At 67.9% G+C, this 23,796-nt stretch carries 20 protein-coding genes and 1 pseudogene; 13 read left to right on the forward strand and 8 right to left on the reverse strand.

Going from position 1 to position 23,796, the window contains the following annotated elements; translation table 11 throughout:
- Window positions 1–313: 313 nt before the first annotated feature.
- From QOM21_RS36210 to QOM21_RS36220, 3 genes are all read left to right on the forward strand, one after another.
- Window positions 314–1,222, forward strand: coding sequence for a TauD/TfdA family dioxygenase (locus QOM21_RS36210; protein ID WP_407555336.1), 909 nt, complete (start codon window positions 314–316; stop codon window positions 1,220–1,222).
- Between the two features lie 36 nt (window positions 1,223–1,258).
- A complete protein-coding gene (locus QOM21_RS36215) occupies window positions 1,259–2,767 on the forward strand; it encodes a long-chain-fatty-acid--CoA ligase (protein ID WP_407555337.1) in 1,509 nt (502 codons plus the stop codon).
- A gap of 524 nt (window positions 2,768–3,291) precedes the next feature.
- Complete coding sequence (locus QOM21_RS36220; RefSeq protein ID WP_407555338.1) at window positions 3,292–4,347, forward strand: D-alanyl-D-alanine carboxypeptidase family protein; 1,056 nt, start codon at window positions 3,292–3,294, stop codon at window positions 4,345–4,347.
- 544 nt (window positions 4,348–4,891) lie between these two features.
- Here QOM21_RS36220 and QOM21_RS36225 read toward each other — a convergent pair.
- A complete protein-coding gene (locus QOM21_RS36225) occupies window positions 4,892–5,263 on the reverse strand; it encodes a VOC family protein (RefSeq protein ID WP_407555339.1) in 372 nt (123 codons plus the stop codon).
- 81 nt (window positions 5,264–5,344) lie between these two features.
- Between QOM21_RS36225 and QOM21_RS36230 the strand changes: the two genes are divergently transcribed.
- Entirely contained in the window at window positions 5,345–5,806 is a 462-nt protein-coding gene (locus tag QOM21_RS36230; protein ID WP_407555340.1) for a MarR family winged helix-turn-helix transcriptional regulator, read from the forward strand.
- A gap of 199 nt (window positions 5,807–6,005) precedes the next feature.
- Here the strand turns inward: QOM21_RS36230 and QOM21_RS36235 are convergent, their stop codons facing one another.
- The 4 genes and pseudogenes from QOM21_RS36235 to QOM21_RS36250 all read right to left on the reverse strand — a co-directional run bounded on the left by QOM21_RS36235 (window position 6,006) and on the right by QOM21_RS36250 (window position 8,521).
- Complete coding sequence (locus QOM21_RS36235; RefSeq protein ID WP_407555341.1) at window positions 6,006–6,995, reverse strand: glycine betaine ABC transporter substrate-binding protein; 990 nt, start codon at window positions 6,993–6,995, stop codon at window positions 6,006–6,008.
- Entirely contained in the window at window positions 6,995–7,225 is a 231-nt protein-coding gene (locus tag QOM21_RS36240) for a hypothetical protein (RefSeq protein WP_407555342.1), read from the reverse strand. The genes QOM21_RS36235 and QOM21_RS36240 overlap by 1 nt, the downstream gene beginning before the upstream one ends.
- Window positions 7,218–7,715, reverse strand: a pseudogene (locus QOM21_RS36245) (ABC transporter permease); the annotation flags it as partial. The gene QOM21_RS36240 and the pseudogene QOM21_RS36245, both read right to left, overlap by 8 nt.
- A gap of 8 nt (window positions 7,716–7,723) precedes the next feature.
- Window positions 7,724–8,521: an inositol monophosphatase family protein gene (locus QOM21_RS36250; protein WP_407555343.1), complete on the reverse strand. Its 798-nt coding sequence runs from the start codon at window positions 8,519–8,521 to the stop codon at window positions 7,724–7,726.
- A 553-nt stretch (window positions 8,522–9,074) separates the two neighbouring features.
- Here QOM21_RS36250 and QOM21_RS36255 point away from each other — a divergent pair.
- Complete coding sequence (locus QOM21_RS36255; RefSeq protein WP_407555344.1) at window positions 9,075–9,431, forward strand: hypothetical protein; 357 nt, start codon at window positions 9,075–9,077, stop codon at window positions 9,429–9,431.
- 1,421 nt (window positions 9,432–10,852) lie between these two features.
- Here QOM21_RS36255 and QOM21_RS36260 read toward each other — a convergent pair.
- Window positions 10,853–11,974 carry a substrate-binding domain-containing protein gene (locus QOM21_RS36260; RefSeq protein ID WP_407555345.1) on the reverse strand — a complete coding sequence of 374 codons (1,122 nt, stop codon included), beginning with the start codon at window positions 11,972–11,974 and terminating at the stop codon, window positions 10,853–10,855.
- Window positions 11,975–12,308: 334 nt separating this feature from the next.
- On the opposite strand from QOM21_RS36260, the gene QOM21_RS36265 reads away from it, so the two are divergent.
- From QOM21_RS36265 to QOM21_RS36290, 6 genes are all read left to right on the forward strand, one after another.
- Window positions 12,309–13,652 carry an ABC transporter substrate-binding protein gene (locus QOM21_RS36265; protein WP_407555346.1) on the forward strand — a complete coding sequence of 448 codons (1,344 nt, stop codon included), beginning with the start codon at window positions 12,309–12,311 and terminating at the stop codon, window positions 13,650–13,652.
- Window positions 13,649–14,581 carry a carbohydrate ABC transporter permease gene (locus tag QOM21_RS36270; protein ID WP_407555347.1) on the forward strand — a complete coding sequence of 311 codons (933 nt, stop codon included), beginning with the start codon at window positions 13,649–13,651 and terminating at the stop codon, window positions 14,579–14,581. The genes QOM21_RS36265 and QOM21_RS36270 overlap by 4 nt, the downstream gene beginning before the upstream one ends.
- Window positions 14,578–15,468 (forward strand): carbohydrate ABC transporter permease, encoded by an 891-nt coding sequence (locus QOM21_RS36275; RefSeq protein WP_407555348.1) that lies wholly within the window; start codon window positions 14,578–14,580, stop codon window positions 15,466–15,468. Before QOM21_RS36270 ends, QOM21_RS36275 begins: the two co-directional genes overlap by 4 nt.
- Window positions 15,469–15,503: 35 nt before the next feature.
- Window positions 15,504–16,484, forward strand: a complete 981-nt coding sequence (locus QOM21_RS36280) for a hydroxyacid dehydrogenase (RefSeq protein WP_407556011.1) — start codon at window positions 15,504–15,506, stop codon at window positions 16,482–16,484.
- A gap of 180 nt (window positions 16,485–16,664) precedes the next feature.
- Window positions 16,665–18,674: a PQQ-binding-like beta-propeller repeat protein gene (locus tag QOM21_RS36285; RefSeq protein ID WP_407555349.1), complete on the forward strand. Its 2,010-nt coding sequence runs from the start codon at window positions 16,665–16,667 to the stop codon at window positions 18,672–18,674.
- A gap of 46 nt (window positions 18,675–18,720) precedes the next feature.
- Window positions 18,721–19,572, forward strand: a complete 852-nt coding sequence (locus tag QOM21_RS36290; RefSeq protein ID WP_407555350.1) for a heparin lyase I family protein — start codon at window positions 18,721–18,723, stop codon at window positions 19,570–19,572.
- 48 nt (window positions 19,573–19,620) lie between these two features.
- Here the strand turns inward: QOM21_RS36290 and QOM21_RS36295 are convergent, their stop codons facing one another.
- On the reverse strand, window positions 19,621–20,085 hold the full coding sequence (locus QOM21_RS36295; RefSeq protein ID WP_407555351.1) for a hypothetical protein: 465 nt from the start codon (window positions 20,083–20,085) through the stop codon (window positions 19,621–19,623).
- Between the two features lie 246 nt (window positions 20,086–20,331).
- Between QOM21_RS36295 and QOM21_RS36300 the strand changes: the two genes are divergently transcribed.
- Complete coding sequence (locus tag QOM21_RS36300) at window positions 20,332–21,747, forward strand: hypothetical protein (RefSeq protein WP_407555352.1); 1,416 nt, start codon at window positions 20,332–20,334, stop codon at window positions 21,745–21,747.
- A 183-nt stretch (window positions 21,748–21,930) separates the two neighbouring features.
- On the opposite strand, the gene QOM21_RS36305 is transcribed toward QOM21_RS36300, so the two are convergent.
- Window positions 21,931–22,875: an alpha/beta fold hydrolase gene (locus QOM21_RS36305; protein ID WP_407555353.1), complete on the reverse strand. Its 945-nt coding sequence runs from the start codon at window positions 22,873–22,875 to the stop codon at window positions 21,931–21,933.
- Window positions 22,876–22,964: 89 nt separating this feature from the next.
- Between QOM21_RS36305 and QOM21_RS36310 the strand changes: the two genes are divergently transcribed.
- Window positions 22,965–23,555, forward strand: a complete 591-nt coding sequence (locus tag QOM21_RS36310; RefSeq protein ID WP_407555354.1) for a TetR/AcrR family transcriptional regulator — start codon at window positions 22,965–22,967, stop codon at window positions 23,553–23,555.
- Window positions 23,556–23,796 lie beyond the last annotated feature (241 nt).

Raw genomic sequence — 23,796 nt, forward strand, 5'->3', positions numbered from 1 at the left:
TTGCCCACCTGCGCTGCTGTGTCCGTGCAGGGTCCGTCCCACACCGGGCAACACCATGGCAAACATCCCGGCCAATGGCGAGACCCGAGGACGCCAGGAAGGAATTCCACTCCAGCTGGGGGAGGATACCGAGGAGGAACGTATGGTTCGCCATGCCAATATCCTGCGACGGCCCTGCAGGGGTCGAGCCGTATGGGGAATGTCGGATCTGGCATCCTCGCGAGATTGGGTCCAACATCTTTCGCCGGCCCATGTCGGTGAAATCGAACGAGCACTACGGGCCGTGCATAATCGGGGTGTACCGCTGCTCAAGGTGACCGCCGCAGACTTCCCGCTGCCGACGCTGGCCCGTGAGCTACGGCGCATCGCCGACGTACTGGAGAACGGCACGGGAGTCGCGCTCATCAAGCGCATACCTTCCGAACGCTACAGCGAGTCGGCAGCCGGCCTCGTTTTCTGGGCCCTGTGCCAGTACCTCGGAACTCCGGTATCGCAGAACTCGTCAGGCCACATGCTCGGCCACGTCCGGGATACGGGCCGAATCATGGGTGACCCTGCCACACGCGGTTACCAGACAAGGGAAATGCTGCCGTTCCACACGAGCGGGTCGGATGTGCTCGGACTGATGTGCTTGCGAGCGGCCCGCTCCGGTGCGCGCATCTCCGTCGCCAGTTCGGGTGCGGTCTACAACGCGATACTGGCACGGCGCCCGGACCTGGTCGAACGGCTGTATCGGACGCACTTCCTCGACCGGCGTGAGGAGCAGGCTCCCGGCGAGAGCCCGTTTCACTCCGTGCCGCTCGCCTGCTGGCACGGCGAGAAGCTGAGCGTGCGCTACCACCGCTGCTATCTCGAATCGGCGCAGCGATTCCCCCGCGTACCCCGGCTGGAAACGGCAGACATCGAGCTCTTCGACCTGATGGACGATATTTCCGGATCACCCGGCCTCCGTCTTGACGTCGATTTCGAGGAGGGTGATCTGCTGCTCATCAACAATCACACGGTTTTCCATTCCCGTACGGACTACGAGGATTTCGCCGAGCCGGAGCGGAAGAGGCATCTGCTACGCCTGTGGCTGACCCTGCGGGAAGGGCGCGAGCTGCCGCGGGAATTCTGGGGAGACATGTACGGCAACACTCGCGACACGGGGCGCGGCGGAATCGCTCCTCGCGACGTGGTCGCCAGGCATGGCCTCCCGAATTCCGGCGGTCGAACTTGGTGATCACCTTGACGACTGATCGAAGAGGACACGCAGACCATGACCAATTTCGCCCAGGCGCTTGTCGAATCGGCTCGCGCCGGCGCTCATCGGACCGCCGTACGCCAGGACGATTCCGCCCTGACCTTTGCCCAACTGGACAAGGCCGCCGCGCGCATCGCGGCGCTGCTGCACACGAGGGGAGTCGCGCCCGGCGACAGGGTCGCGCTGGTGATGCCCAACGTCACGCACTTCCCGACCGCCTACTTCGGCATACTCCGGGCCGGCGGCGTGGTGGTTCCCATGAATCCGCTCTGGAAGGCGCGGGAGATCGCCCACGCCTTGAGGGACTCCGGTGCCGGGCTCGTACTGGCCTTCCCGCAGCCTGACGGCCAAGCCGAACGGGCCGCAGCCGAGGTGGGGGCACAGTGCCTGGTCACGGACTCGACGTTCTTCGAGGCCGCAGTGGGCACCACCGACCCCATGGCGGGGGTCGTCGAGCGGAGGGGCGACGACACCGCGGTGATCCTCTACACCTCGGGTACGACCGGGAGCCCGAAGGGCGCCGAGCTGACTCACCGCAACCTTGCGACGAACGCCGCCACCGTGATCGAGACGCTGGTCCGCGTCGGTCCGGACGACGTCCTGTTCGGCGGGTTGCCGCTGTTCCACGCCTTCGGCCAGACGTGCGCCCTGAACGCCTCCGTGACCGCCGGTGCCACCCTGACGTTGCTGCCGAGGTTCGACCCCGCCAGAGCGTTGGAGATCATGCGCAGGGACGGGGCCACCGTCTTCCTGGGGGTGCCGACGATGTACACGGCACTGCTCCAGGCGGAGTCTCCCGGCAACGATGTCCCGCAGTTGCGACTGGCTGTTTCCGGAGGGGCTGCGCTGCCCGCCGAGGTGCTGTATGCCTTCGAGGAGCGGTTCGGCGTCCCGGTGCTGGAGGGATACGGACTCTCGGAGACCTCGCCGGTGGCAGCGTTCAACCCGCCGGACCGGCCACGCAAACCGGGTTCGATCGGCCTTCCCGTCCGAGGCGTCGAAATGAACCTCGTCGCGGAGGACGGAACCCCCGTGGCCCCCGGCGATATCGGTGAGATCGTGATCCGCGGCGAGAACGTGATGAAGGGCTACTGGAACCGCCCGTCAGCGACCGCGGAAGCCATCCGGGAGGGCTGGTTTCACAGCGGGGACCTCGCGCGCGCCGACGATGACGGCTACCTCTTCATCGTCGACCGGAAGAAGGACGTCATCATCCGCGGTGGATACAACGTCTACCCGCGAGAGATCGAGGAGGTGCTGTACGAACACCCCGCGGTTCTCGAAGCGGCGGTCGTCGGCGTACCCGACGAAGTGCACGGGGAGGAAGTCGCGGCCGTAGTCGCCCTGCGGAAGGGTGCCCACACCAACGCGGCTGAACTACGAGATCACGTCAGGGAACGTGTGGCCCCCTACAAGTATCCGCGGATCGTCACCTTGACCGACGCCCTGCCCAAGGGGACCACCGGCAAGATCCTCAAGCGCGAAATAGTGGTCGCCCGCGACCGCCGCGAACCAGAGGAATGAGGAAATCGGGTGCAGGGCAAGCCACAGGTCCAGCAGATTGGAGCCGGGCGGCGCAAAACGTCCGCGACTACGTCAACTAGCGTGAATCGGTGGGTGGTTGGAGGACGCGGAGGCATCGCCGTCGGGTGCCGGTGATCGTTATGGCTTCGCGCGGCGTGCTCTGCCGGAGGTGCAAGTTGCGCAGGGGGAGGCCGGCCGGGACCCACCGATCGGACAGCGGGCACGCGCGGGCGATTTGGATCACCGGACCGACAAAACAGGCCGGACACGTCGGAGTTGGCAGCCGGTGCCAGGGCTTGCTGTTCGGGCAGCAAACCCGTAACCCAGGGAAGCCGACCGGACGCTGCGCGCGAGCGACCTCACGGAACCCACCTGTCACCTGCACAACACATCCACAGAGGTGAGCCCCGTTACGTGGCTATGACATAGCCCGCTTGACGGTCGTTGTCCCCGTACAAGTAGGTTCACCGTGAACCGAGTTTCTACTACGCACCGGCGTCCCTTCGCCGGAGGAGGACGCCCCCATGGGTTCCCATGCCCGCCCCAACCGGATACACCGCACCGGAGTCCGGATCGCGATGGTCGCACTTGTCGGTGCGGCCCTGCCGATCACCGCCGGAGGTCTGGCCCAGGCGGCCACCCCCGGCGCCACGCACTCCGCGGACGAGAACGACCAGCAGAGCAGCAAGGCCACCACGACGGCCGATCAGAACCAGGAAGCCCAGCAGCAGTTCCAGTCCTCCCAGGCACCACAGCACGCCGTCAAGACCGGTGCCGCAGATGCGCAGGATCAGGCTGCTCCCCAGATCAACGCCGACCATGCCTTCCTGCTGGATGCCCGCGACGGCACCCAGGAGCGGGAGCTGTGGGGCGGGGCCAAGGCGGACGAGAGTGTGTCGATGGCCAGCACCACCAAGATCATGACGGCCATCGTGGTGCTCAAGCACCCGGAGTGGCTGAACCGGAAGATCACGGTGAAGCAGGAGTACCGGGACTACGTCCAGGAGGTCGGCGGCAGCACCGCCGACCTCCAGACCGGCGACACGCTGACCGTCGAGCAGCTGCTGCATGCCATGCTGATCCCGTCCGGCGACGACGCCGCGATGGCCCTGGCCGACAACTTCGGCTCCGGGGACACCGCGGACGCGCGGATCGCCGACTTCGTGAACCAGATGAACGCCGAGGCGCAGCAACTGGGCTTGAGCGGCACGCACTTCGACAGCTTCGATGGCATCTCGCACGGCAACAACCGCGGCACCGCCCGCGACCTGGCCAAGCTCGGTCAGCGCGCCATGCTGCAGCCGGTGTTCGCCGACGTCGTGAAGAAGACTCAGTTCAAGGCCGAGGCGCCGGCGGCCAACGGCCACATCCGGTACTACACCTGGGACAACACCAACAAACTGCTGAGCAGCTACGACGGTGCCCTGGGCATCAAGACGGGCAGCGGCCCGGAGGCCGGCTACGCCCTCGTCTTCGCCGCCCAGCGGGACAACCGCACCCTGGTGGGCGCGATCCTCAAGGACGACCAGGGCCGCTTCGACGACGCCACCAAGATGCTCGACTGGGGCTTCGCCCACTGAAGGGGCCTGTCCCCGGCAGGAACTGAGTAGCCAACGCGGGCATCGTAGCCCCGCATGAAGGGGCTCCACGGCACCCCCGGCTGCGTGACCCGGCTGCCGGGGGAGTCGGCCGTGGATGGTTTCCCGGCAGTCCTGGGGCCGGTTCTGCGACTGGCCGAAGGGCTGCCGGTACTGTCACGGAGGCCGGGGAAGGTAGAGCGGCGCGAAGGCCGCGGAGGCACGTCGAGGTAGCCGTTGGGGAACACGCGGAGCCCAGCGCGCAGGCTCTGCGAGAGGTGCGATCCCCAGCGGCGCCGCCGTTGAATGCGCGGCCCTTCGGCGGGCGATGGAACCATCGTTGCAACAGCTGGATGGAGCGTGCCACCAGCCTGCAGACCGCCCACCCCCACCGGTTGCCCGCCTGAACCGGGCAGCGCTATCGGCCTAGAGACCGCTGTTCAAAGGCTGCACGCCCGCAGTGATCGGGGGGTCGTGGGCGCCCAACGGAGACCACTCAATCCCCCGTCTGTGCCTGAGCGTTCAGTTGGAAGGGCGCTGGCTTCGATCAGCCTCCGTGTGCGGTGAGTGTGTATCCCTCCGGGCCCTCGAAGGAGAACATCGGCCCGAAGGGGCTGTCCGTCATCGGCGTGAGGATCGTGATGTCGGCGGCGACGAGCTGGTCGTGGAGCTGTTGAGCGTCCGGAGTTCGGAACCAGAGCACCACGCCGAGGCCCGGCCGTGGGGCGTCGGCGAGGTTGACACCCGGCAGGAACGCGCGGACGGCGAACGGGATCGGCTTGGTGTCGAACACGACCGCGTGCGGAGGCGAAACCTCGGCCCGGCGCAGCCCCAGGTGCTGTTCGCAGAATGCCGCCGCGGCTTCGAGGTCGTGGACCTGCAGGGCGACGAAGTCGGGACCGTCGATGGCGAATGACATGGGTTTCCCTCACTCTTCAATGTCAGGACTTTGACATGAGGGAGGTTAGGGCGCCGGATTCGGCTATGTCAAAATACTGACATGAACGAGAGTGTGCCGACGGAGCCGTTCCGTCCCGCGGACGACGTCACCCGCCACATGGGGTATCTGCTCAAACGTGCCCAGGCCGCCCTGCGCGGCGCCATGGACAAGGTTCTGCGCCAGCACGGGCTGACCGTGCCGCAGTACGCGACGCTCGAACTGCTGGCCCTGCACCCCGGCATGTCGAACGCCGACCTCGCCCGCGCAACCTTCGTCACCCGACAGTCCGGGAACGTCGTCCTGAGGGGCCTGCAGGACGCGGGACTGCTCACCCGCCCTGCCACGGCCGACCACGGCCGGGCCCGGCCCGCCCGCCTCACCGAAGAGGGCCACGCGCGTCTCGCCGCGGTCCAGGCCGCCGTCTACGCAGTCGAACAGCGCATGGTCGAAGCGATTCCGCCCCAGCGCGTCGCAGCGCTCCTCGCCGACCTCGACCACATCGCTGCAGCTCTGGAGGACTGACCCGCCAAGCCGACGCGAAGGCCCCTCATGGCGACGGCCACGTGTCCCCGTGTGCGGTCTCCCATCTGTGCTTTCCGTAAGCGGCGCAGCGGGATCCGGGGAAGGGCTAGGTCATTTCCTGTGGATCACTGGCCCAGACGTGGGCCATCAGTCAGGATGCTCTCCTCCTGCTCGACGGAAGCTCGTGCGGATCCGTCTGTCAGCCTTCCCGGATGAAGCCCTCTCGCACCAGCCAGTCCTTCGCCACCTCGTGCGGGTCCTCTCCGTCCACGTCCACCCGCGCGTTCAGCCGCTGGGCCTCCGCCCCCGTCAGCCGCTTGGTGATCGGGGTGAGGAGGTCGGCGATGGCGGGGTACTTCTTCATGGTGGCGCTGTTCATCTCGGGTGCCGCGTTGTAGTTGGGGAAGAAGTGCCGGTCGTCCTCCAGCACCTTCAGCTTGAGTTCGGGGATGCGGCCGTCGGTGGTGGCCGCGACGCCGAGGGTGCAGGCCGTGCCCTCGGCGACCTGGGTGTAGACGACACCGTCGTCCATCTTTTTGAAGTTCCCGCGCCGGAGGGCGAATCCGTACGTCTTCGCCACGCCCGGCAGGCCGTCCTCGCGCAACGAGAACTCGCTTCCGCCGCAGATCGTCGCCGCGCCCGGGTCTTTCTTCGTCAGACGTGCCACGTCGGAGAGTGTGCGCAGCCGGTACTTCTGCGCATTCGCCTGGTTCGCGACCAGCGCGTAGGTGTTGTTGAGCGGGGCGGCGGGCAGCCAGGTGATGCCGTTGCGGCGGTCCTCCTTGCGTACGGCCTCCCACTGCTCGTACGGGTCGACGACCGGCTTGGCGTGACCGAGGTAGGTGATCCAGGCCGTGCCGGTGTACTCGTACATCCCGTCCGCCGCACCGGACTTGACCGCCTCGCGGGCACCGATCGAGCCCTGGATGTTCGTCCGGTCCAGGACTTCCGCGCCGGCCGCTTTGAAGACCAGGCCCATGATCTGGCCCAGGATGATCTGCTCGGTGAACTCCTTTGAAGTCACGGTCAGTTGGGCGCCATCCAGCGGTCGCCCCTTCCCGATGGAGCCGGGCTGCACCGAGTCGGCCAGCGGGCTGCCGCTGGTCAGTCCGCAGCCGCTCAGCCCCGCGGCGGCGAGCAGCAGGGCGCCCGCGCCCGCGACGGCCGTCCATATCCGGGTCAGGCGCATCAGTCCACCTCCAGGCTGCGTGGGCGTAGCAGTAACTCGGTGAGCGTCCCCAACCGGTCCATGATCAGCGCCCTGGTGACCGTCAGTACGGAGTCAGGCACCAGATCCGGCAGACGCTGGTGGGTGATCCCGGAGGACACCAGGCCCCAGGCGGATCGGGCGGATCCTCCGGGGCCCGCTGCGCCGGACGACGGGGAGGTCGGTTCGACTATTTCGGCAGAGTCAGCCACGGATCCCCCGTGAGATGGTGAGCCGTCCGATCAGCACGTACCCGGTGTCGAACGGCAGGGCTGGGACGACGATTCCGAGCGTCCCCGACTGTACTTCGTGGAGCGTGTTCGCACTGCCCAGGCGGGAGATCCCGCGGAAGATCTGGTTGCCAAGTCCGGGCCCTGAGGCAAAGGCCGCGACAGCCGTGATGCCCATCAGCATCTGGGTCGACACCCGGACACCGGTGTGGATTGGCGGCCGGGCGAGGGGCAGTTCGCCCCTGAGCAGCTGGGCGAACGTGACATCCCTGTGCCCTCGGCGGCTCGACGAGGGCCGGGTCGACTCCGCGTCACCTGATGACCTTGTTACGGACCACTGGCAGCCGTTCGTACAGCGTCGGCACGATGACGGTCGGCGCGACGCCGAGGCCGACGACCCCGGTACGAGCAGGCCGAGGAGAGCCAGGGAGGGGACGGTGGGGATGCTTGCGGTCATGGTGATCGCGACAGCGAAAGTGCCTAGCCCCGACCGCTGGTCATCGACAACAGCAGTTCGTGAGTCTCGGCGTCCGCGGCCACTACAAGCCCGCGGCCTGCGTGCCCGATCGGAGCTCCGTCGACACCGGTGACGACACAGCCGGCGGCCTTGCACAGGGCGATGCCGGCGGCGAAGTGCACGCTCTCGGTCAGGTCGCCGCCGTCGGTGACATATGCGGCGCGCTTGCCGGCCGCGACCCACGCCAGCGCCAGCGTCGTGGAGACAACTCGCGGGCGGAACCGTTGGATGAACTCAGGGTGAGCGAGCAGGTCCACAGCGCGGAATTCCGGTGCGCTCGGAAAGGGCGGATCGAGGTTCACATCCACCAACCGGCTGGCAGCGGTCGGCGCCAGCTCCGTGTCGATCCCGTTGCGCCGCACCCGAGCGGTCGCACCGTCGGTGAAAAAGACCTCGCCGCTGAACGGATCGGCCACTGCGGCCGGACCGTTGCGCAGCGCCACGTTGACGGCAACCAGCATGTTGCCGACCGCATAGTTGAGCGTGCCGCACAAGGGGTCCACCAACCACTGTCGTGCCGCGCCGGCCGCGCCCTGCTGCCCACCCTCCTCGCCGTGCACCGCATCGTCAGGCCGTGCGGCACGGATGACGCCGAGAATCGCCTCCTCAGCCGCGACATCGGCATCAGTGGCGAAGTCCCCGGCGCCCTTTTCAATACGGGTGAGCCGCTGCCCGTACCTTGAGCGCACGGCCTCAGCGCCGGCACACGCCGCAGCTATCGCAACATCGGCACCGTCAAGGCTCGCATTTGAGTTGGTCACGGCCTGCAGCGTATCGGGGCCATCCTCGCCCTACGCGGAGCCCGCAGGCGGAGGTCATGCTTCCGGCCCACCCGGCCTGATCCGGTGGAGTCCTCCGTTGATCACCTGCCAGAGAGCCCGCCACCTGTCACAGTGCAGCGGCCCCCAGGGCTCCAGCAGGCTCCTGTCACCTTTCTCCGTCCGGCCAGACGGCAGTTCCAGACGGCCGGTGGCCCTCGCTCGGACCGGTCTTGCCGGCTTCACCCAATGAGAGATATCACCCTTTGTCTGACTTAAAGAGCAATGCTTGAAATATGGTGAGCGTCATTCGGTTTGATCCACGTAGAATCCTGTGCCTATTATCGGCGCAGTTTCACCCGACCAGTGAATAGAAAAATATGGGGGAATTGTGTCTACTGCTCGCCGTATAGGTGCAGGGGCTCTAGCGCTTGGCGCGCTTTCCGGGGGAATGGTATTTGCTTCAGCGGCTCCGGCCGCTGCAAGTGGCGGCTGCCGAACCTTTTCGCAGGCCTATTACCCGTCCGAGGCGAAAGTGTCCATGCGACTTGGGCACGTGAAGATGCGCATTCAGATCTGCGAGAACGGGAAGGGCGACATCACCGACAGTCGGGCCTGGGGCGAGGACTCGACGACGGCGCCCGCCAAGTTGACCGGCTGGGAGGTGAAGCTCAACGGGCCCTACCAGTCCGGAAAAAGCAAGACGGTCGTCGAGTGGAAAGCTACCGGCAAGGCCCAGACCTGCCTGATGGGAAAGCTCCCGGTCTGTAGCTATGCTGAAGATTTCGAAATCTCGGGGACGTACTACAGCAGCAGCTTCATCGGTCCGGTGGCCGGCGGAAAGGGCAAGGTACACTGGAAGCCCAAGTGTACTAACAAATACTGCAAGCTGAAGTTCAACAAGACGACGTAAGCGCCAGGAAAGGGGAGGGAATGCCGCAGGAAGGTGCAGGTTACCGACGTATCCGCACACGACGTTGGGCCCCCATCGCAGTTCTTTTCATCACCTGGGCATTTTCTGCCATCGGCTGGGACGAGAATGGTGGCAAGCCAAGCATTCCATGGGCCCTGGGAGGTCTTGCCGTCGGTGTTTGCGTCGTCTGGGTGATTCACCGGATACGGAAGCGCTGACGCACCTCCACAGATCTCGCGCATGACGTGCGGAGAGGCCCGACAGGAACCCTGTCGGGCCTCTCCGCATACGGATGCCGTCGAACTTTGCAGGGCAGCGCTACCCGCTAAGGCCGAACGCTTCCCCCAGACCGGTCCTGTGAGCGGTGGTCAGCAGTGCTGACCGGGCCAAGTCCGATCCCGCCGATGCGCCCTGGTGGAACGTGCCTAAGTCTTCCTTGGCGCGGTTACCGGGGCGGCGCTCATGGTTTGTCTTCGCTCATGGTCGCCCGGATACTGCCCGAGACCGAGCATCCGGGCCCCTACGAGGTCACCCCACCCCCGATTGGTCAGCCCTTCGAGCGGCAGTCCTTCCGCGGTGAGGCATTCCGTCGGCCCGTGCCAGGCGCCGCATTCGGTGCAGTTCCAGTCCGTGCGCAGTGCCGAAACGGTCGCCCATGAGCTGCACCAGCAACAGCGGCGAGTCACGTCGAACCAACCGCCGGGCATGGTGGCGACGCATCTGTCTTCTCGGCGCAGTTCTTCCGGCGGCGGGGCGTGCGCGGCGTCTCGCCGGGGGCCGCAGGCTGATGTTGGGATCCGGGCAGTCGTCATGACGGTATGGTGCCGCACTTACCTGATTGTTCACGTATGTTGCGCCGGTGGGCGGCGAGTTTCGCTGAGTGGCCCGGGGCATCCGGGGACGCGCGACCTCGGTGGTAGGGCCACGGCCGGGCTTGTTATCGCCCAACGAAGCGGCTGGAGCTCCGGATGAACTGGGCGTCGGTCGACTGTTTCGACGGGGCCCGACACCGCGGGCCGATCAGCAGTCGTGATCGCGCTCAAGGCTGAAGTTCCGGTATTGGGTCGGTGCTGCGGTTTCTTGTGGCGCCGGCGGTCTTCGCCACCCGACCCTGCGTCGATGGCCGGGTGGATGACGGAGAAATGCCCGTGTGTGTCGAGGAGCAGTCCGATTCCCCTTCGGAGTGCGGTCCAGACTCGCACTGGCACTGCACCCATCACGAATGGCTCAGCGAGCTTCGAGTTCAGCCGCGAGACACCGGCAGTCTGAAGCATTGGGACTTTCGCCGATAAGGAGGCGACCCGAGCCGCGTGCCGCAAGGAAATATCCGGTCGGCCGAGTACTGGACCGGCACGGATCGCATGGCGGCCGGCCGGCCGGTGCGGAGCCACCAGCCGCCATTGCCCCGCACCGAAGCCCCGTCACCAATCAGCCGGCGGCGAAGTACTCTCGGCACCCCCGCACGAAGCGCGGACGATCAGTGTGGGCCACAGTTGGACGCGGTGTACGGGGCGGTCGGTCGGGTCGGCCATGCGTGCCAGGGCCAATTCCGCCGCGACGGCACCGAGTCGGTGCTTCGGTGGGCGGACCGCGGTCAGTGGGGGATCGGATGCGGCGGCGACTTCGTCGTCGTAGGAGACGACCGCCAGGTCGTCGGGGACGGTGAGCCCTCGGTCGCGGGCGCGCTCCGTGAGGCCGATGGCCTCGCGGTCGGAGTGCACGAACAGGGCCGTGACTCCTGCGTCGTGGCAGCGTTCCAATACCGCGTCGTAGGCGGCGGCCCAGCCGGGGGAGCCATAGGGGGGTAGATCGAATTCGAGGTTCTCACCGCTGGGGAGGTCGAGATCGGAGGTGGTCTCCCGCCAGCCTTCGAGCAGGGCACGGGTCGTGGGGCTGAAGCGAGCGGTGATGAAGGCGATCCGGCGGTGGCCGAGCGTGACGAGGTGCCGCACGGCCAGCCCCGCTCCCAGACTGTGGGCGGTGGTCGCCGCGTCGAGCGGCAGTGTGGGCAGAGCCGGTGGCGGAAGACGTTCGACCAGCATGACCGGGATGTTGAGGCCGCCGAGCCAGCGGACCAGATCCAGGCCGGCATCTCCGGTGTTGGTGGGTGCGATGAGCAGGGTGCGTACCCCGCGGTCGAGGAGCGCCGCGACCTGGCGCCGGTCTTCGGCGGCGTCGTACGCGGACGCGCGCAGTGCGAGCCTTCCGCCCGCGGCGGCCACCGCTGATTGGGCTCCCTGGATGACGGGCGGCCAGTAGAACTCGACGGTGGGGACCACCATGCCCACCAGGGCCTGACCGGGCAGGCGGCCGAAGGGGGAGGAGGTGGCGGCGGCCCGCTGCTCGGCCGGAGGGACGCGGTGAGGCAGGGTGATCCCGCCGTGCACACGCAGCACCAGGCCACGGTCGGCGAGGATCGTCACGTCGCGCCGGACGGTCACCGCGGTCACCCCGAGGCGTGCGACAAGGTCGGTCAGGCGCACGGTGCCGCGCTGCCGTACCGCGGCGAGGATGAGTTCGTGCCGTTCGGACGCCAGCGTCATGCCGCCGCTCCCGCTCCCGCTTGCTGGGGTGATCGATTTGCTTCGTTGGGTTTCCTTCTCCGTGGGCCCCGTTCTATCGCATCACCTCGGCCGCGTGGAAGGAGAAGGCGCTTGCTCGTCCCGTGCTCGTGGCCGGTCAGAGCCTGCTTCTGTGCACCGGCAGTTGCTCCTGCCGGACGGTGCTGCGGGCGCTGTGCTGGGTTTCGCTGCCGAAGTAGCTTTCGTTGTCTATCGAAGTTGATCGCTTTGGTTCGTTGTCGTTGACCAGGGGCTTCCACGGGCGCTGAAGTGTGCGAACACCTCGCTGCCTGAAAGGAAACTCATGGTGTTCGGCATGCCTCCCGACGCCGGTGACAGAGAGGGCGGTCCTCGGACACGCTGGTCGAGGAGATCGCTGCTGCGTACCTCCTCCGGCCTCGGTGCCACGCTCCTCACCGGCGGCGCTCTCTCCGGTTGCGCGAACCGGTCCTCCGGAACCACCCGCGTGCGCATGTGGTCCTGGCTGACCGGGATGGACCGGTACGTCGCGGCTTTCAACTCCAGCCAACGTGATGTCCGTGTCGAGCTGAGCGTGATCGCCGCCGGCGTCGCGGGCGGCTACGCGCAGCAGACCAATGCGATCCGCGCCCACAACGCTCCGGACATCCTGCACGTGGAATATCAGGCGTTGCCGCAGATCCTGACGACCGGCGGCCTGCGCGAACTGACCGACGACGTGGCTGACTTGGCTGACGGTTTCCTGCCCGCCGCCTGGCAGGCCGTCCGCCCGGACGGCCGTACCTGGGCCGTGCCGATGGACTTCTGCCCGATGGCCTTCTACTACCGCAAGGATCTTTTCGACGACGCGGGAATCCGGGTGCCCCGTACCTGGGAGGAGTTCCGGCAGGCCGCCACCGCCGTCCGCCGGGCCGACCGGGCGGCGCGGATCACCACCTTTCCCCTCAACGACGGCGCGTTCCTCGCCGGGATGGCCTGGCAGGCGGGGGACCCGTGGTGGCGGATCACCGACGGCTCCTGGCAGGTCGGCATCGACCGCCGGGGCACCTTGCGCACCGCCGACTACTGGCAGGAAATGATCAGCTCCGGCCGGGTCGCCGGTAGCGGCACCGGCACGCAGAGCTGGACCGCCGCCATGCACGAGGGGCGGCTGTGGGGGCTTCTGGGCGCGACCTGGAGCGTGGGGCTGCTGAAGAAGTCCCTGCCCAAGGACACCGGGCGCTGGGCCGTCGCGACGATGCCGACCTGGGGAGACGAGGCGGCCAATGGCGTGCACGGCGGTTCCGCCTTCGGGATATCCGCCGAGAGCGAGGCGCCCGAGGCTGCCCTGACGTTCCTGCGCTGGCTGAGCACCGACCCCGCGGTTCCGCGCATCGGAGCGAAGGTGACCTTCCCCTCGCCGGCGTACCGCTCCGCCCGGCGGGTGGCCCGTGAGGCGTACGACGACACGTATTTCACCGGCGACCCGGTCCACGACGTGCTGGACGAGGCGGCGACCCGTGTGCCGACGTGGACCTGGGGCCCCAACGCACTCAGTGTCTTCTCCGCGGCCGCCGATGCCCTGGGGCCCGTGCCCACCGGAGCGACCACGATGACCAAGGCGATGCACCGCCTCCAGTCCTCCGCCGTGACCACCATGCGTGAGCGTGGTCTGGCCGTGACGAACGGAGCACGGACATGACCACCACTCTCGCCCCCACCTCAACGCCCGCACCCGTCACCGCTCCTGAGGCGCCGTCCCGGCGGACGGGCCGCCGTCGACGGGCCGGGATGGCACTGGCCGCGCCCTTCGCGCTGCTGCTGCTCTGCACGGTGGTGGTGCCCATCGGATACGCCATCTACCTGAGCCTGTTCACCGACCGCCTCTCGGGACTCGGATTCGAGGGCTACCGCCAGGTGTTCACCGGACTCGCCACCTACGCGTCAGTCCTCGGAGACCCCGCCTTCCGGGACAGCGTGGCCCACGTAGCCCTGTACGCCCTGGTCCATATCCCGGTGATGTTCGCCGGCGCCCTGGCCATCGCTCTGCTGCTGGACTCCGCCGCCGTACGGCTGCGCCAGATCTGGTCGCTGGCCGTCTTCCTGCCGCACGCGGTGCCCGGGGTGATCGCCGGATTGATCTGGGGCTATCTCTACAGCCCGGACATCGGCCCGCTGAACGACATCCTCCCGTTCGACCCGCTCAGTGACGGCGGCGTACTGCCCTCCATCGTGAACATGGCCACCTGGCAGTGGATGGGCTACAACATGATCATTTTCTACACCGCGCTCCAGGCCGTACCCCGCGACGTGCTCGAAGCCGCACGCGCCGACGGCGCCGGCGCCCTCCGCACCGCCCTGTCCATCAAGGTCCCCATGATCCGGCCGACGATTTTCGTCGCGCTCGTGTTCACCACGATCGGCTCGCTGCAGCTGTTCACCGAACCTCTGGTGCTGCGGACCTTCACCGGCACGGTGACCAGTACCTGGACCCCCAGCCTCTACATCTACGAAGCGGCCTTCATCAGCAACGACTACGGGCGCGCCGCCGCCGCGTCCATCCTGCTCGCCGCGGCCTCGGCCCTGCTCTCCGCGCTGGTGATGCGGCTGTCCGCCCGGAGGTCACGATGACTGCCCCGACCACGACGCCGCCCCGCCCCGCCACGCCCGGGCGGGCCGCCGGATCGCGATGGACCTCCCGGGGTGCCGTGCACGGCGTACTGCTCCTCGCCGCGCTCTACAGCGTGCTGCCCCTGGTGTGGCTGGCCACCTCCGCCACCAAGTCCGTCGGCGACTTCTCCACCAGCGGCGCCTTCGAGTTCGCGGACTGGCACCTGTGGGACAACTTGCGGAACCTCTTCACCACGGAGGACGGGGTCTTCCTCGACTGGATCCGCAACTCCGTGCTCTACGCCGGGGTGGGAGCACTCCTCGGCGCGCTGATCTGCACCGCCTGCGGCTACGCCATCGCCAAACTCGACTTTCCCGGACGGCGCGCCCTGTTCGCGGTGACCCTGGCCGGCGTTCTCGTGCCGCCCACGGCCCTCGCCCTGCCGTTGTACCTTCTCGCCTCGCACCTGCGCGTCGTGGACACCTTCTGGGCGGTGTTCATCCCCTTGCTCACCAACCCCTTCGGCGTCTACCTCGCACGGACCTTCGCCGAAGCGTCCGTTCCCGACGAGGTCCTCGAAGCGGCGCGGCTCGACGGAGCCGGCGAACTGCGCACGTTCGCGACGATCGCCCTGCCCGTGATGCTGCCAGGATTCGTGACCATTCTGTTGTTCCAGTTCGTCAGCATCTGGAACAACTTCTTTCTGCCGCTGGTGATGCTCACCGACCCCGAGCTGTTCCCCATGACCCTCGGCATCTACCAATGGGGCACCCGCGCACCCCAGTTCCCCGACTACAACCCCCTGGTGATCACCGGGTCCCTCCTCGCGGTGATCCCGCTGGTCGTCGCCTTCCTCGTGCTGCAGCGCCAGTGGCGCAGCGGCCTGTCCGCCGGGAGCGTGAAGTGACCGCCGCCGTACGCAGGCCCGAAACGCTCCTGCTGATGAACCGCCGGACCCGAGAGACGCAGTTCGGCCCGGCCGAGATGACCCGCCTGCGGGCCGCCGCCTCCCTGGGTGAGCCGGTGGCGGCAGAGGACCTGAGCGGTGACCGCACCCTCGCGCGTCTCGCCGAGACAGAGGTCCTGATCACCTCATGGGGCTGCCCGGTGCTGGACGAACCGGTGCTGCGGGCCGCGCCGCGGCTGCGCGCCGTCCTGCACGCGGCGGGCTCCGTACGCGGCCACGTACCGGCCGCCGCGTTCGACCGCGGCCTGCTGGTGACCACGGCGGCCGACGCCAACGCCGAACCCGTCGCCCAGTACACGCTTGCCGCGGTGCTGTGGGCGTTCAAGAAGGTGCCCTTCCTCGCCGCCGACGCACGACGATTCCGCGAGGACTGGACGTACCGGGACGGCAGGGGAGAGCTGAGCGGCCGCGACCGCACGGTCGTCGTGGTCGGTTTCTCCCGCATCGGCAGGCGTGTCACCCACCTGCTGCGCAGCCTCGGTCTCGCCCGGGTGCTCGTCGTCGATCCGGTCGTCGATCCGGCCGCGATCACCGCGGCCGGAGCCGAACCGGCGCTGCTGGAGGAGGCGCTGCCGCAGGCCGACGTGCTGAGTCTGCATGCGCCGGCGCTGCCGGGGACCCACCACATGATCGCGGCTGCGCAGCTCGCCGCACTGCCCCCCGGCGCGGTACTCGTCAATACCGCCCGCGGAGCCCTGATCGACCACCTCGCACTCGAAGACGCCTGCCGCAACGGCCTGCATGCCGTCCTCGACGTGACTGACCCCGAACCGCTGCCGGCCACCAGCCCCCTGTACGACCTGCCCAACGTGGTCCTCACACCGCATATCGCCGGCTCGCTCGGATCGGAGACCCGGACCATGTCCGCCGCGGTCCTCACCGAACTCGAACGTTACGCCGCCGGTCTGCCGCCGCTCTCCCCGGTGACCCAACAATCCCTGGTGGTGCAGGCATGACCACTGCCGACGACCGCGACGGCCCCGCACAGGGGGCCGCCCTGCCACGCGGGCCTCCCGCCCCCCGACCAAGCACGCGATACGGCACCGGTCCACAGCAACTCCTGGTGCACCAGGGCCCGCCCCTCCACCGGGACGGGCACCCCCACACACCTCACTCCGCAGACACCGGAGGAAGCCATGCCCAACCCCCGGACCATCAGCAGACGACACATGCTGCAGGCAGGAGGTGCGGCCGGCCTGGCCGCCACGCTCGGCCTCGCGGGAATATCGGCCGCAGCCCCCGGCCGGCCCACCGCCAAGATCACCGACCTCGGGCCGGCCGTGGTCCAGTTCTCGCTGATGAGTGCGGTCCTGGTCGGCGACACCGTGTACATCGGCTCGCGCAACGTCGACCCGGTGCGCATCATCGCGCTCCACCTGCCCACCCGCAGAGTCGTGGCCCAGACCGCGCTCACCAATGGGCACTCCATCCAGGCCCTCGCCGCCGACGCCACCGGCCGGTACCTCTACGCCGGTGTGTTGCAGAAGTCCGATGAAGGCAAGCCCAATCTCTACCGCTGGGACCTCAAGACGCCCGGCACACCTGCCAAGGCCATCGCCCGCATAGCCGACCGCGACGTCCGGGCCCTCACTGTCGCGCCCGACGGATTCCTGTACGCGGTGGGCGGTGGAGCCGAGTCCGCCCCGGCGCTGTGGGAGTGCGACCCCAAGACCCTCAAGGTCCGCGACGCCGGGACACCGGGTCCGAAAGGCACCCTCGCACGGGCCGTCGCGGCAACCCGGACGACGGTGTTCGTCGGAGCCGGCACCACCTTCAACGGGGGAGGCGACTCGGGCAGGGCCGCCCTGTACGCCTACGACCGGTCCGCCGGAACCTTCGCCTCGATCGCGCCCTCGGAGATGGAGCGCGACCCGAGCATCCGGGACCTCGCGGTCATCGGCGACAAGCTCGTCATCGGCTCCGCCGCGTCGAAGGAGCCCGCGAAGGTCGCCGTCATGGACCTGGGCGACGCGTCCTCGTACGCCGTCGCGACCTCGTCCGGCACGGTCGCCAAGTCGTTCACGGCCATCGACGACACCGTCTACTTCGCCGGCGACTCCGGCGTCCTCGCCTACAGCATGACGTCCGGCAAGGTTTCCCCCGTCGAGACCGACGGGCCGGACCTGGGCGAGATCTGGGGCGTGGACAGCCGGGACGGCAAACTCGTCGTCACCTCGGCCTTCGGCTTCGTCGCGGAGATCGACCCGGCCGCCGGGACCTCGGCGGTCACCGACCTCGGGAAGGCCCACGCCCCCAGGACCGCGCAGGTCGCCATGGGCATCGCCGCCGGCGGGGGCTACGTGTACGTCGGAGGTACGGGCACCGTCGCCCGCCACTCACTGGGGTCCGGCGACGTCGCCAACCTGCGCGCGCCCGGCGAGGCCAAGGACTGCGTCGTCCACGACGGAGTCCTGTACACCGGCCAGTACAACTCGCAGGGCATCTGGCGCTACGACCCCGGCGACGGCAAGCCGATGCGCCAGGCGGCCCACTTCCTCCCCGAGCAGAACCGGCCCCTGGACGTCACCCTGGACCGCAAGAACGGCCTGGTGCTCGCCGGTGTGCAGTCCGACACCGAAGGCGGCGGCTCACTGTGGACCCACGACCCCAGGACGGGTCGCTCCCGCTGCTTCGTCAACCCGATCGACGAGTCGCAGTGCGTGCGCGGCCTCGCGAGCCGGGACGGCGTGGCGTACCTCGGTGGTGACAACACACTCACCACCGGGCCGCGCAGTACCGTCGTGGCATTCGACCCCGTCAGGGGCGAGGAACTCTGGCGCATCGACCCGCGGCAGACGGCGGGCGCGGCCGCCCTGGCGGTCCGGGGCGGACACCTCTACGGCCTGTCACGCAAGGGCGGCCTCTTCGTCATCGACGTCCGGCGGCGTGCCCTCGTGCACCGCGCCGACGTCAGCGAGGTCTGCGACGGGTTCGCGGCGATGGTGACCAACCGGGGCGTGGTGTACGGAGTTTCCGACACGACCGTGTTCCGCTTCGACCCCCGTACCTTCGCCGTGACCACTGTCGTTTCCGGCATCAACGGCGGCTGGTACAGCGGCGCCCACCTCGCGAACGACGAGGCCGGCCACCTCTACACGATGCGTGGCCGCAACCTCGTCCGGATCACCGACCGGCCCGCCCCGTGACTGCCGCCCCGGCACCCGGATTCCCCCACTCGAAAGGCGCACCGCAATGAACAAGAAGTCACTGGTACGTGCATCGACCGCCCTCGTACTGGCGGGGACCCTCACCACTGTCTGCCTGGCCGCCGCCGAGGCAGGCCAGGACACACCGAACACGTCGGCTGCACCGCAGACCCAAAGCCGTGCAGAAGCCTCCTTGCTGGACGTCAACTACAAGGACGGCAGCCTCAATTCGGGGATTCCCGAACTGACGACGACACACGCCACCGCGAAGGACGCGTCGTACACCGTCAAGTCCGGCGACGACCACGCCGTCGCCCACAAGGTGACCCTCGGCGACTCCGACTACGAATCCGACGGAGCCCCGCGCAGCGAGAGCGCCACGAACGCGGTCCCCAAGGGGATATTCCACGTCGGCGACGAACGCCGCTACGAGTTCAGCGTCCTGCTCAAGGACTGGAAGACCTACGAGCCGGGCGGCTCGGAGAGCGGCGACATCATCTTCCAGGGAAAGCACTCCGGCGGAAACTGGCCGTCCTTCTACCTGATGGCCAAGCGCAACAGCATCGCCTTCCGGTCACCGACCCTCGAACTGCAGGCCGATGTCGTCGACGACTTCCGCCCTTACATCAACAAGTGGATGACGTTCCGCGTCGACGTCCGCTGGACCGACGACAAGACCGGCTACTACAAGGTCTCCACCAAGATGCCCGGCGAATCGGACTTCACCCCGCGAAAGACATACGAGAACGTGCAGACCTTCCACCCCAAGAATCCGGCGAATTTCGGATACATCAAGTGGGGCCTCTACCGCCCCGATGAGAGCGTCGAGAACGGAGACGTCCCGACGCGGGTCGTGCACCACGACAACGTCAGCATCCAGGATCTCGCGAGCAACTGACAGCAAGGGGGCGGGCGTTCGGCCCGCCCCTTCTGGCGGCTTCGACCGTCAGCGATCCAGGCCTCTGACCGCGGCCCCGAGCCGGGCGGCCGCGATTTCCCGACTGCGTGCCGCGGTCACGGCGCCGACCACCGGCATGGCGAACAGCGCCAGGAGCATCGGCCCGTACCCACCCTTGCTGGAGACCGCCATCACGGCCACTTCGGCGAAGGACAGCGTTCCGCCGAGTACGAAACAGATCAGCGTCCGCAGCGGTCCGGAGGAGACCCACGAGAGGGGGAGACAGGCCAGCGCCAGGCCCGTTACCGCACCGACCAGGACGCCCGCGGCCAGGGAACCCAGCACGGCCAGCGCGGCCAGCGCCGGGTCCTCGAGGGTGCTGCCGCCCGGACCACCCGCGAGCCGCGCCGCCTCGATGGTCCCCCACAGCACGGCGCAGGCACCTGCCGGGATGGCCCCCGCCCGCACACCGAACGTCAGCCCCCGCAGCACCACGGCGCGCGACTCTCCCATGCCGTCCCCGTCCCCGTTTTTTTCCGAGCGTGCTGGCGCCTGCCGGCATCCCCGCGTGCAGTATCCCAGCAGGTTGGTCGGTCCGGAGGAGCCGGCGGACCTGGCACGGATAGCGCCGGGTCGGGCCGATCGATGACTTCCAACGGGTGCCCCGAATCGCCCAGATACCGTGCCCGGCAGACGAGTTGCTTCAATCTGCCTTCCGATCTGCGAGCGCACTGGCGGGGGAGGCGCTAACTTTCCGGCATGGAGGAAGCGTTCGAAGCACTGCGCGCTGCCGTCGCCGCTTGGTTCACTGCGGCCTCGGCCGGCCCCGTCCCGGCACCGTCTTCCAGTGCCGCGGTGGACGCCATTTCCGGAATCCCGGCCTGGGGCGAGGTGCGTGCCCGGGTGGCGGCAGTCGTCAACTCGGACCGCCGGCCAGACCTTTACCGCGAAGTTGGGCCGCGGTCCGCCAGGAAGCGAGAGCTTCGGTTGTCCGATCGTGAGTTGCTCATGGGATCGGGCCTGGCTCGGGCTGTGTATGCGGGCGACCAAGGTTTGGCGTATGACGCGGACTCGGTTGCGCAGGCGTTCGCTGCCTTCTGCGTTGCGCCGATGCCGGTGTCGGAGGACTGGCTGCTGCTGGACGGGGAGTTCCCCTCCGGCTGCTGTGTGCAGGTGGGTGACTTCACCTTGCAGACGTTCACTCTGGCTGAACTGCAAGCGATCCGGCCAACCGGTCCTCTTGCGGCAGAGGCGCCATTCGCTTTGAGCTCCGCGCTGCTGGACGGCGCGCCATTTCTCCACCGCGCCGTGGAGGGGCGCCGGCCGAAGACTGGTCTGCGGCTGCCCCTGCTGCACACCCGTCCCGAGATCAAGTTCTGTGAGCCGTTGATCGCCCTGTCCTTGTGGCGGAGCGAACCGCTGCACATGAATGCCCTGTTCACCGTCGAACGTGGTCGTCAGGTTCTCCGGGCGAGCGGTGACATCCCCATCGAGGAACAGACTTCCGACGGCGAGGATGTCTGGAGCCGTCGGGCGACGGGTCGCTACGAGGTCACTGCAGAGGAGCTGCCCTCCTTTGAGAGGTTCTGTGCACGGATTGGTGCACTGGTCGCCGGCGTCAGCCGTGAGGTGACCGTAGGGAAGAGGCCGAAAGAGGCTCCGCGAGCCCGGCGGCTCGGCCGGGCCGGCGAACACCTTGTGCGTGCCGGCCATCGAACCTTCGGCCATGACTTCGTGTGGGATGAGGAGACCGACGAGACGGTCCTTCACCACGTGATCGCGCTCGAAGCACTGCTGTCCGACGGCAAACCGGGTGGCGAGCTCAGTCGTAAGGTTGCGCAGCGGGCCGCGGCCTTGTGGCTGACCGATGCTCACCGTCTTGAGGTCGCCAAGATCGTCAAGGAGGCATACGACCTCAGGTCGACCTACGCGCACGGCTCGCCCACTCAGTTGATGAGTTCAGCCAACCTCAACCGCCTGCGGCAGGTTACGCATCACGTGCTGCTGCGCTGGCTGATTGTGGCGCCCACTGACGACAGCCTGGGTAAACACCTTGACGACTCCCTGCTGTCGGAGGCGAAACGTCGCCAGTTCGTGGAAGAGCCTTTGGTGGACTTCTACACCTCCACACCACCTGCGAGTCTCCCGGGGGATGTCAAGGAGACGGTCGGCTGACCGGCGGGCCCTGGCCGTCCGGGGGCCGTGAAGCCGGTTGGTGGCTTTCTGCGCGCAGGGAGGGTATCGGTTCGCGTTCCTGGCTTCATGTCTCCGCCGACGGGGCAGGGGTGGTGGGTCATGCCGGGGCACGGCTGCTGGCTGATCTCGCCGACGTCACCGGACTGACCAGCGCGTCGCGAACTACTCGACACGCTCGTGATCGATGAACGCGGTCAGCACGTCCACAGTTGCGTCGGGCTGCTCGTCGGGAATGAAGTGTCCGGCCTGTGGGATGAAGGCGCCGGTCGCGTTCTCTGCCCACGGGCTGATGGAGGCGGCCATGTCGGGGATCGAGCCATGGGAGCTGGAGATTCCCAGGACCGGGACGGTCAAGTGCCCTCGCTCGAGAGCGTCATGATTCTTGCGCGCTGATTCCGCGGCGTCGCGGTAGTAGGCGAGAGACGCTGAAAGACCTCCCTCGGCCGCGATGGCGGCGGCGTAATGGTCGATCTCGGCGCCGTCGAAGGTGTTCGGGGACAGAGCTTTGGCTTTCAAGAACCAGTCGACGTAGTCACGCTCGCGGCCGGTGAGCAGAGTCTCGGGCAGTTCGGGCACCAGGTGGAAGGCGAAGTGCCAGGTCTTCCAAGCCCGGTCGGGATCCGTTGGGATGGAGCCCGGGAGGGTGATTCCGGGAATGCCGGCGTCAAGCAGAGCGACACCATGCAGGCGCTCTTCGTACTTCAGGGCCAGCGAGAAGGCAACCCAGGCCCCGATGTCGTGGGCGACCAGCCAGTACTTCGGCACGTTGAGCGCGGTCAGCGCGGCTTGGACACGCGAAGCGACGGTGTGCGTGTCGTAGCCCCCTTGAGGGCGGTCGGAGTGGCCCTGCCCCGGCAGGTCGATCGCGATCACATGGAATCGCTCGGTAAGGCCCGGCATCACCTTTCGCCAAGCCCACCAGGTCTGCGGGAATCCGGCGAGCAGGACGACGGTGGGACCGGTCGGTCGGCCGCCTTCCACGGCGTGGAGTCGGATTCCTTCCGCGTCGACCCAGCGGTGAGTGAAACCCGCGAGGTCGTACAGCGGCAGCCCGGGGACCGGGTTCTGCTCGCAGGAGCGGTTCGGGGCTATGGCGTCGTCGGTCATGTCCCGAGCCTACTGCATCTTGGACTGTTCAGTTCAAGATAGGATGGGCCGGGCCACAACGGCTGGTCCAAGAACGAGGTGCGTGCGTGATGGCCGGGAAGAAGCAGTTCGACGTGGGCACCGCGCTCGACGCGGCGATGGTCCAGTTCTGGCGGGCCGGATACGCCGACACGTCTCTCGACGACCTCTCCAGGGCGACCGGATTGAACCGCAGTTCCCTCTACTCCTCGTTCGGCGACAAGGACTCGCTCTACCTGCGCTGCCTGGACCGCTACGCCGCGCGGTACGGAAACAGGTACGACCAGGCGCTTTCCCGTGCGTCCGAGGAACCGCTCCAGGCGGTACGTGCGTTCTTCGAGGTCACGCTGCAGCGCATCGCCGACCCTGACGTACCTGATGGATGCCTGATCGCCCAGACCGCGATGGCGGCACCGGTGCTCAGCCCCACCATCGCCGCACGCGCGATCGAAGCTCTGGGCTTTCAGCATGCGCGGCTGCGGACCGCCCTGAACGCAGCGCAGTTGGCCGAAGTCGATGCCGACGACTTCGCGGTTCACATAGCGGCGGTCAACCAGTCGCTGGCCGTGATGAGCAGGACCGGGGCGAGCCAGAAGCAGCTCCGCACGGTCATCGACATCAGCATGAGCGCGCTCTCGCATGCCGTGCATGCCCGGAGCTAGCCCGCCGTTTCGCCTGGGTACGGCGGGTACAGCGCACCAGCACCATCCTCCGTAGGCATCAACGGGTTCCCTCGCCTGGTGCGGTTCAGCATCCCGGACCGGGCCAGGCCACCTGCGCGGTCCTCACCCTCGGTGGTGGCGCCTGGCTCGCGGGTCTGCTGTAGCGGACTCGGACGCGATCCAGGTTTTTCGGAGTTCGGTGGTCTGAGGATGTCCAGAACGCGGCACCGGCTCCGTCCCA

Origin of the sequence: Streptomyces sp. Pv4-95 (genome assembly GCF_045782725.1) — a bacterium.
GTDB lineage: Bacteria > Actinomycetota > Actinomycetes > Streptomycetales > Streptomycetaceae > Streptomyces.

Bases quoted from the DNA above. Each gene is read 5' to 3' on its own strand.
- QOM21_RS36215 (WP_407555337.1), top strand. From the start codon at position 1,259: ATGACCAATTTCGCCCAGGCGCTTGTCGAATCGGCTCGCGCCGGCGCT.
- QOM21_RS36220 (WP_407555338.1), top strand. From the start codon at position 3,292: ATGGGTTCCCATGCCCGCCCCAACCGGATACACCGCACCGGAGTCCGG.
- QOM21_RS36225 (WP_407555339.1), bottom strand. From the start codon at position 5,263: ATGTCATTCGCCATCGACGGTCCCGACTTCGTCGCCCTGCAGGTCCAC.
- QOM21_RS36230 (WP_407555340.1), top strand. From the start codon at position 5,345: ATGAACGAGAGTGTGCCGACGGAGCCGTTCCGTCCCGCGGACGACGTC.
- QOM21_RS36235 (WP_407555341.1), bottom strand. From the start codon at position 6,995: ATGCGCCTGACCCGGATATGGACGGCCGTCGCGGGCGCGGGCGCCCTG.
- QOM21_RS36260 (WP_407555345.1), bottom strand. From the start codon at position 11,974: ATGACGCTGGCGTCCGAACGGCACGAACTCATCCTCGCCGCGGTACGG.
- QOM21_RS36265 (WP_407555346.1), top strand. From the start codon at position 12,309: ATGCCTCCCGACGCCGGTGACAGAGAGGGCGGTCCTCGGACACGCTGG.
- QOM21_RS36270 (WP_407555347.1), top strand. From the start codon at position 13,649: ATGACCACCACTCTCGCCCCCACCTCAACGCCCGCACCCGTCACCGCT.
- QOM21_RS36275 (WP_407555348.1), top strand. From the start codon at position 14,578: ATGACTGCCCCGACCACGACGCCGCCCCGCCCCGCCACGCCCGGGCGG.
- QOM21_RS36280 (WP_407556011.1), top strand. From the start codon at position 15,504: ATGAACCGCCGGACCCGAGAGACGCAGTTCGGCCCGGCCGAGATGACC.
- QOM21_RS36285 (WP_407555349.1), top strand. From the start codon at position 16,665: ATGCCCAACCCCCGGACCATCAGCAGACGACACATGCTGCAGGCAGGA.
- QOM21_RS36290 (WP_407555350.1), top strand. From the start codon at position 18,721: ATGAACAAGAAGTCACTGGTACGTGCATCGACCGCCCTCGTACTGGCG.
- QOM21_RS36295 (WP_407555351.1), bottom strand. From the start codon at position 20,085: ATGGGAGAGTCGCGCGCCGTGGTGCTGCGGGGGCTGACGTTCGGTGTG.
- QOM21_RS36300 (WP_407555352.1), top strand. From the start codon at position 20,332: ATGGAGGAAGCGTTCGAAGCACTGCGCGCTGCCGTCGCCGCTTGGTTC.
- QOM21_RS36305 (WP_407555353.1), bottom strand. From the start codon at position 22,875: ATGACCGACGACGCCATAGCCCCGAACCGCTCCTGCGAGCAGAACCCG.
- QOM21_RS36310 (WP_407555354.1), top strand. From the start codon at position 22,965: ATGGCCGGGAAGAAGCAGTTCGACGTGGGCACCGCGCTCGACGCGGCG.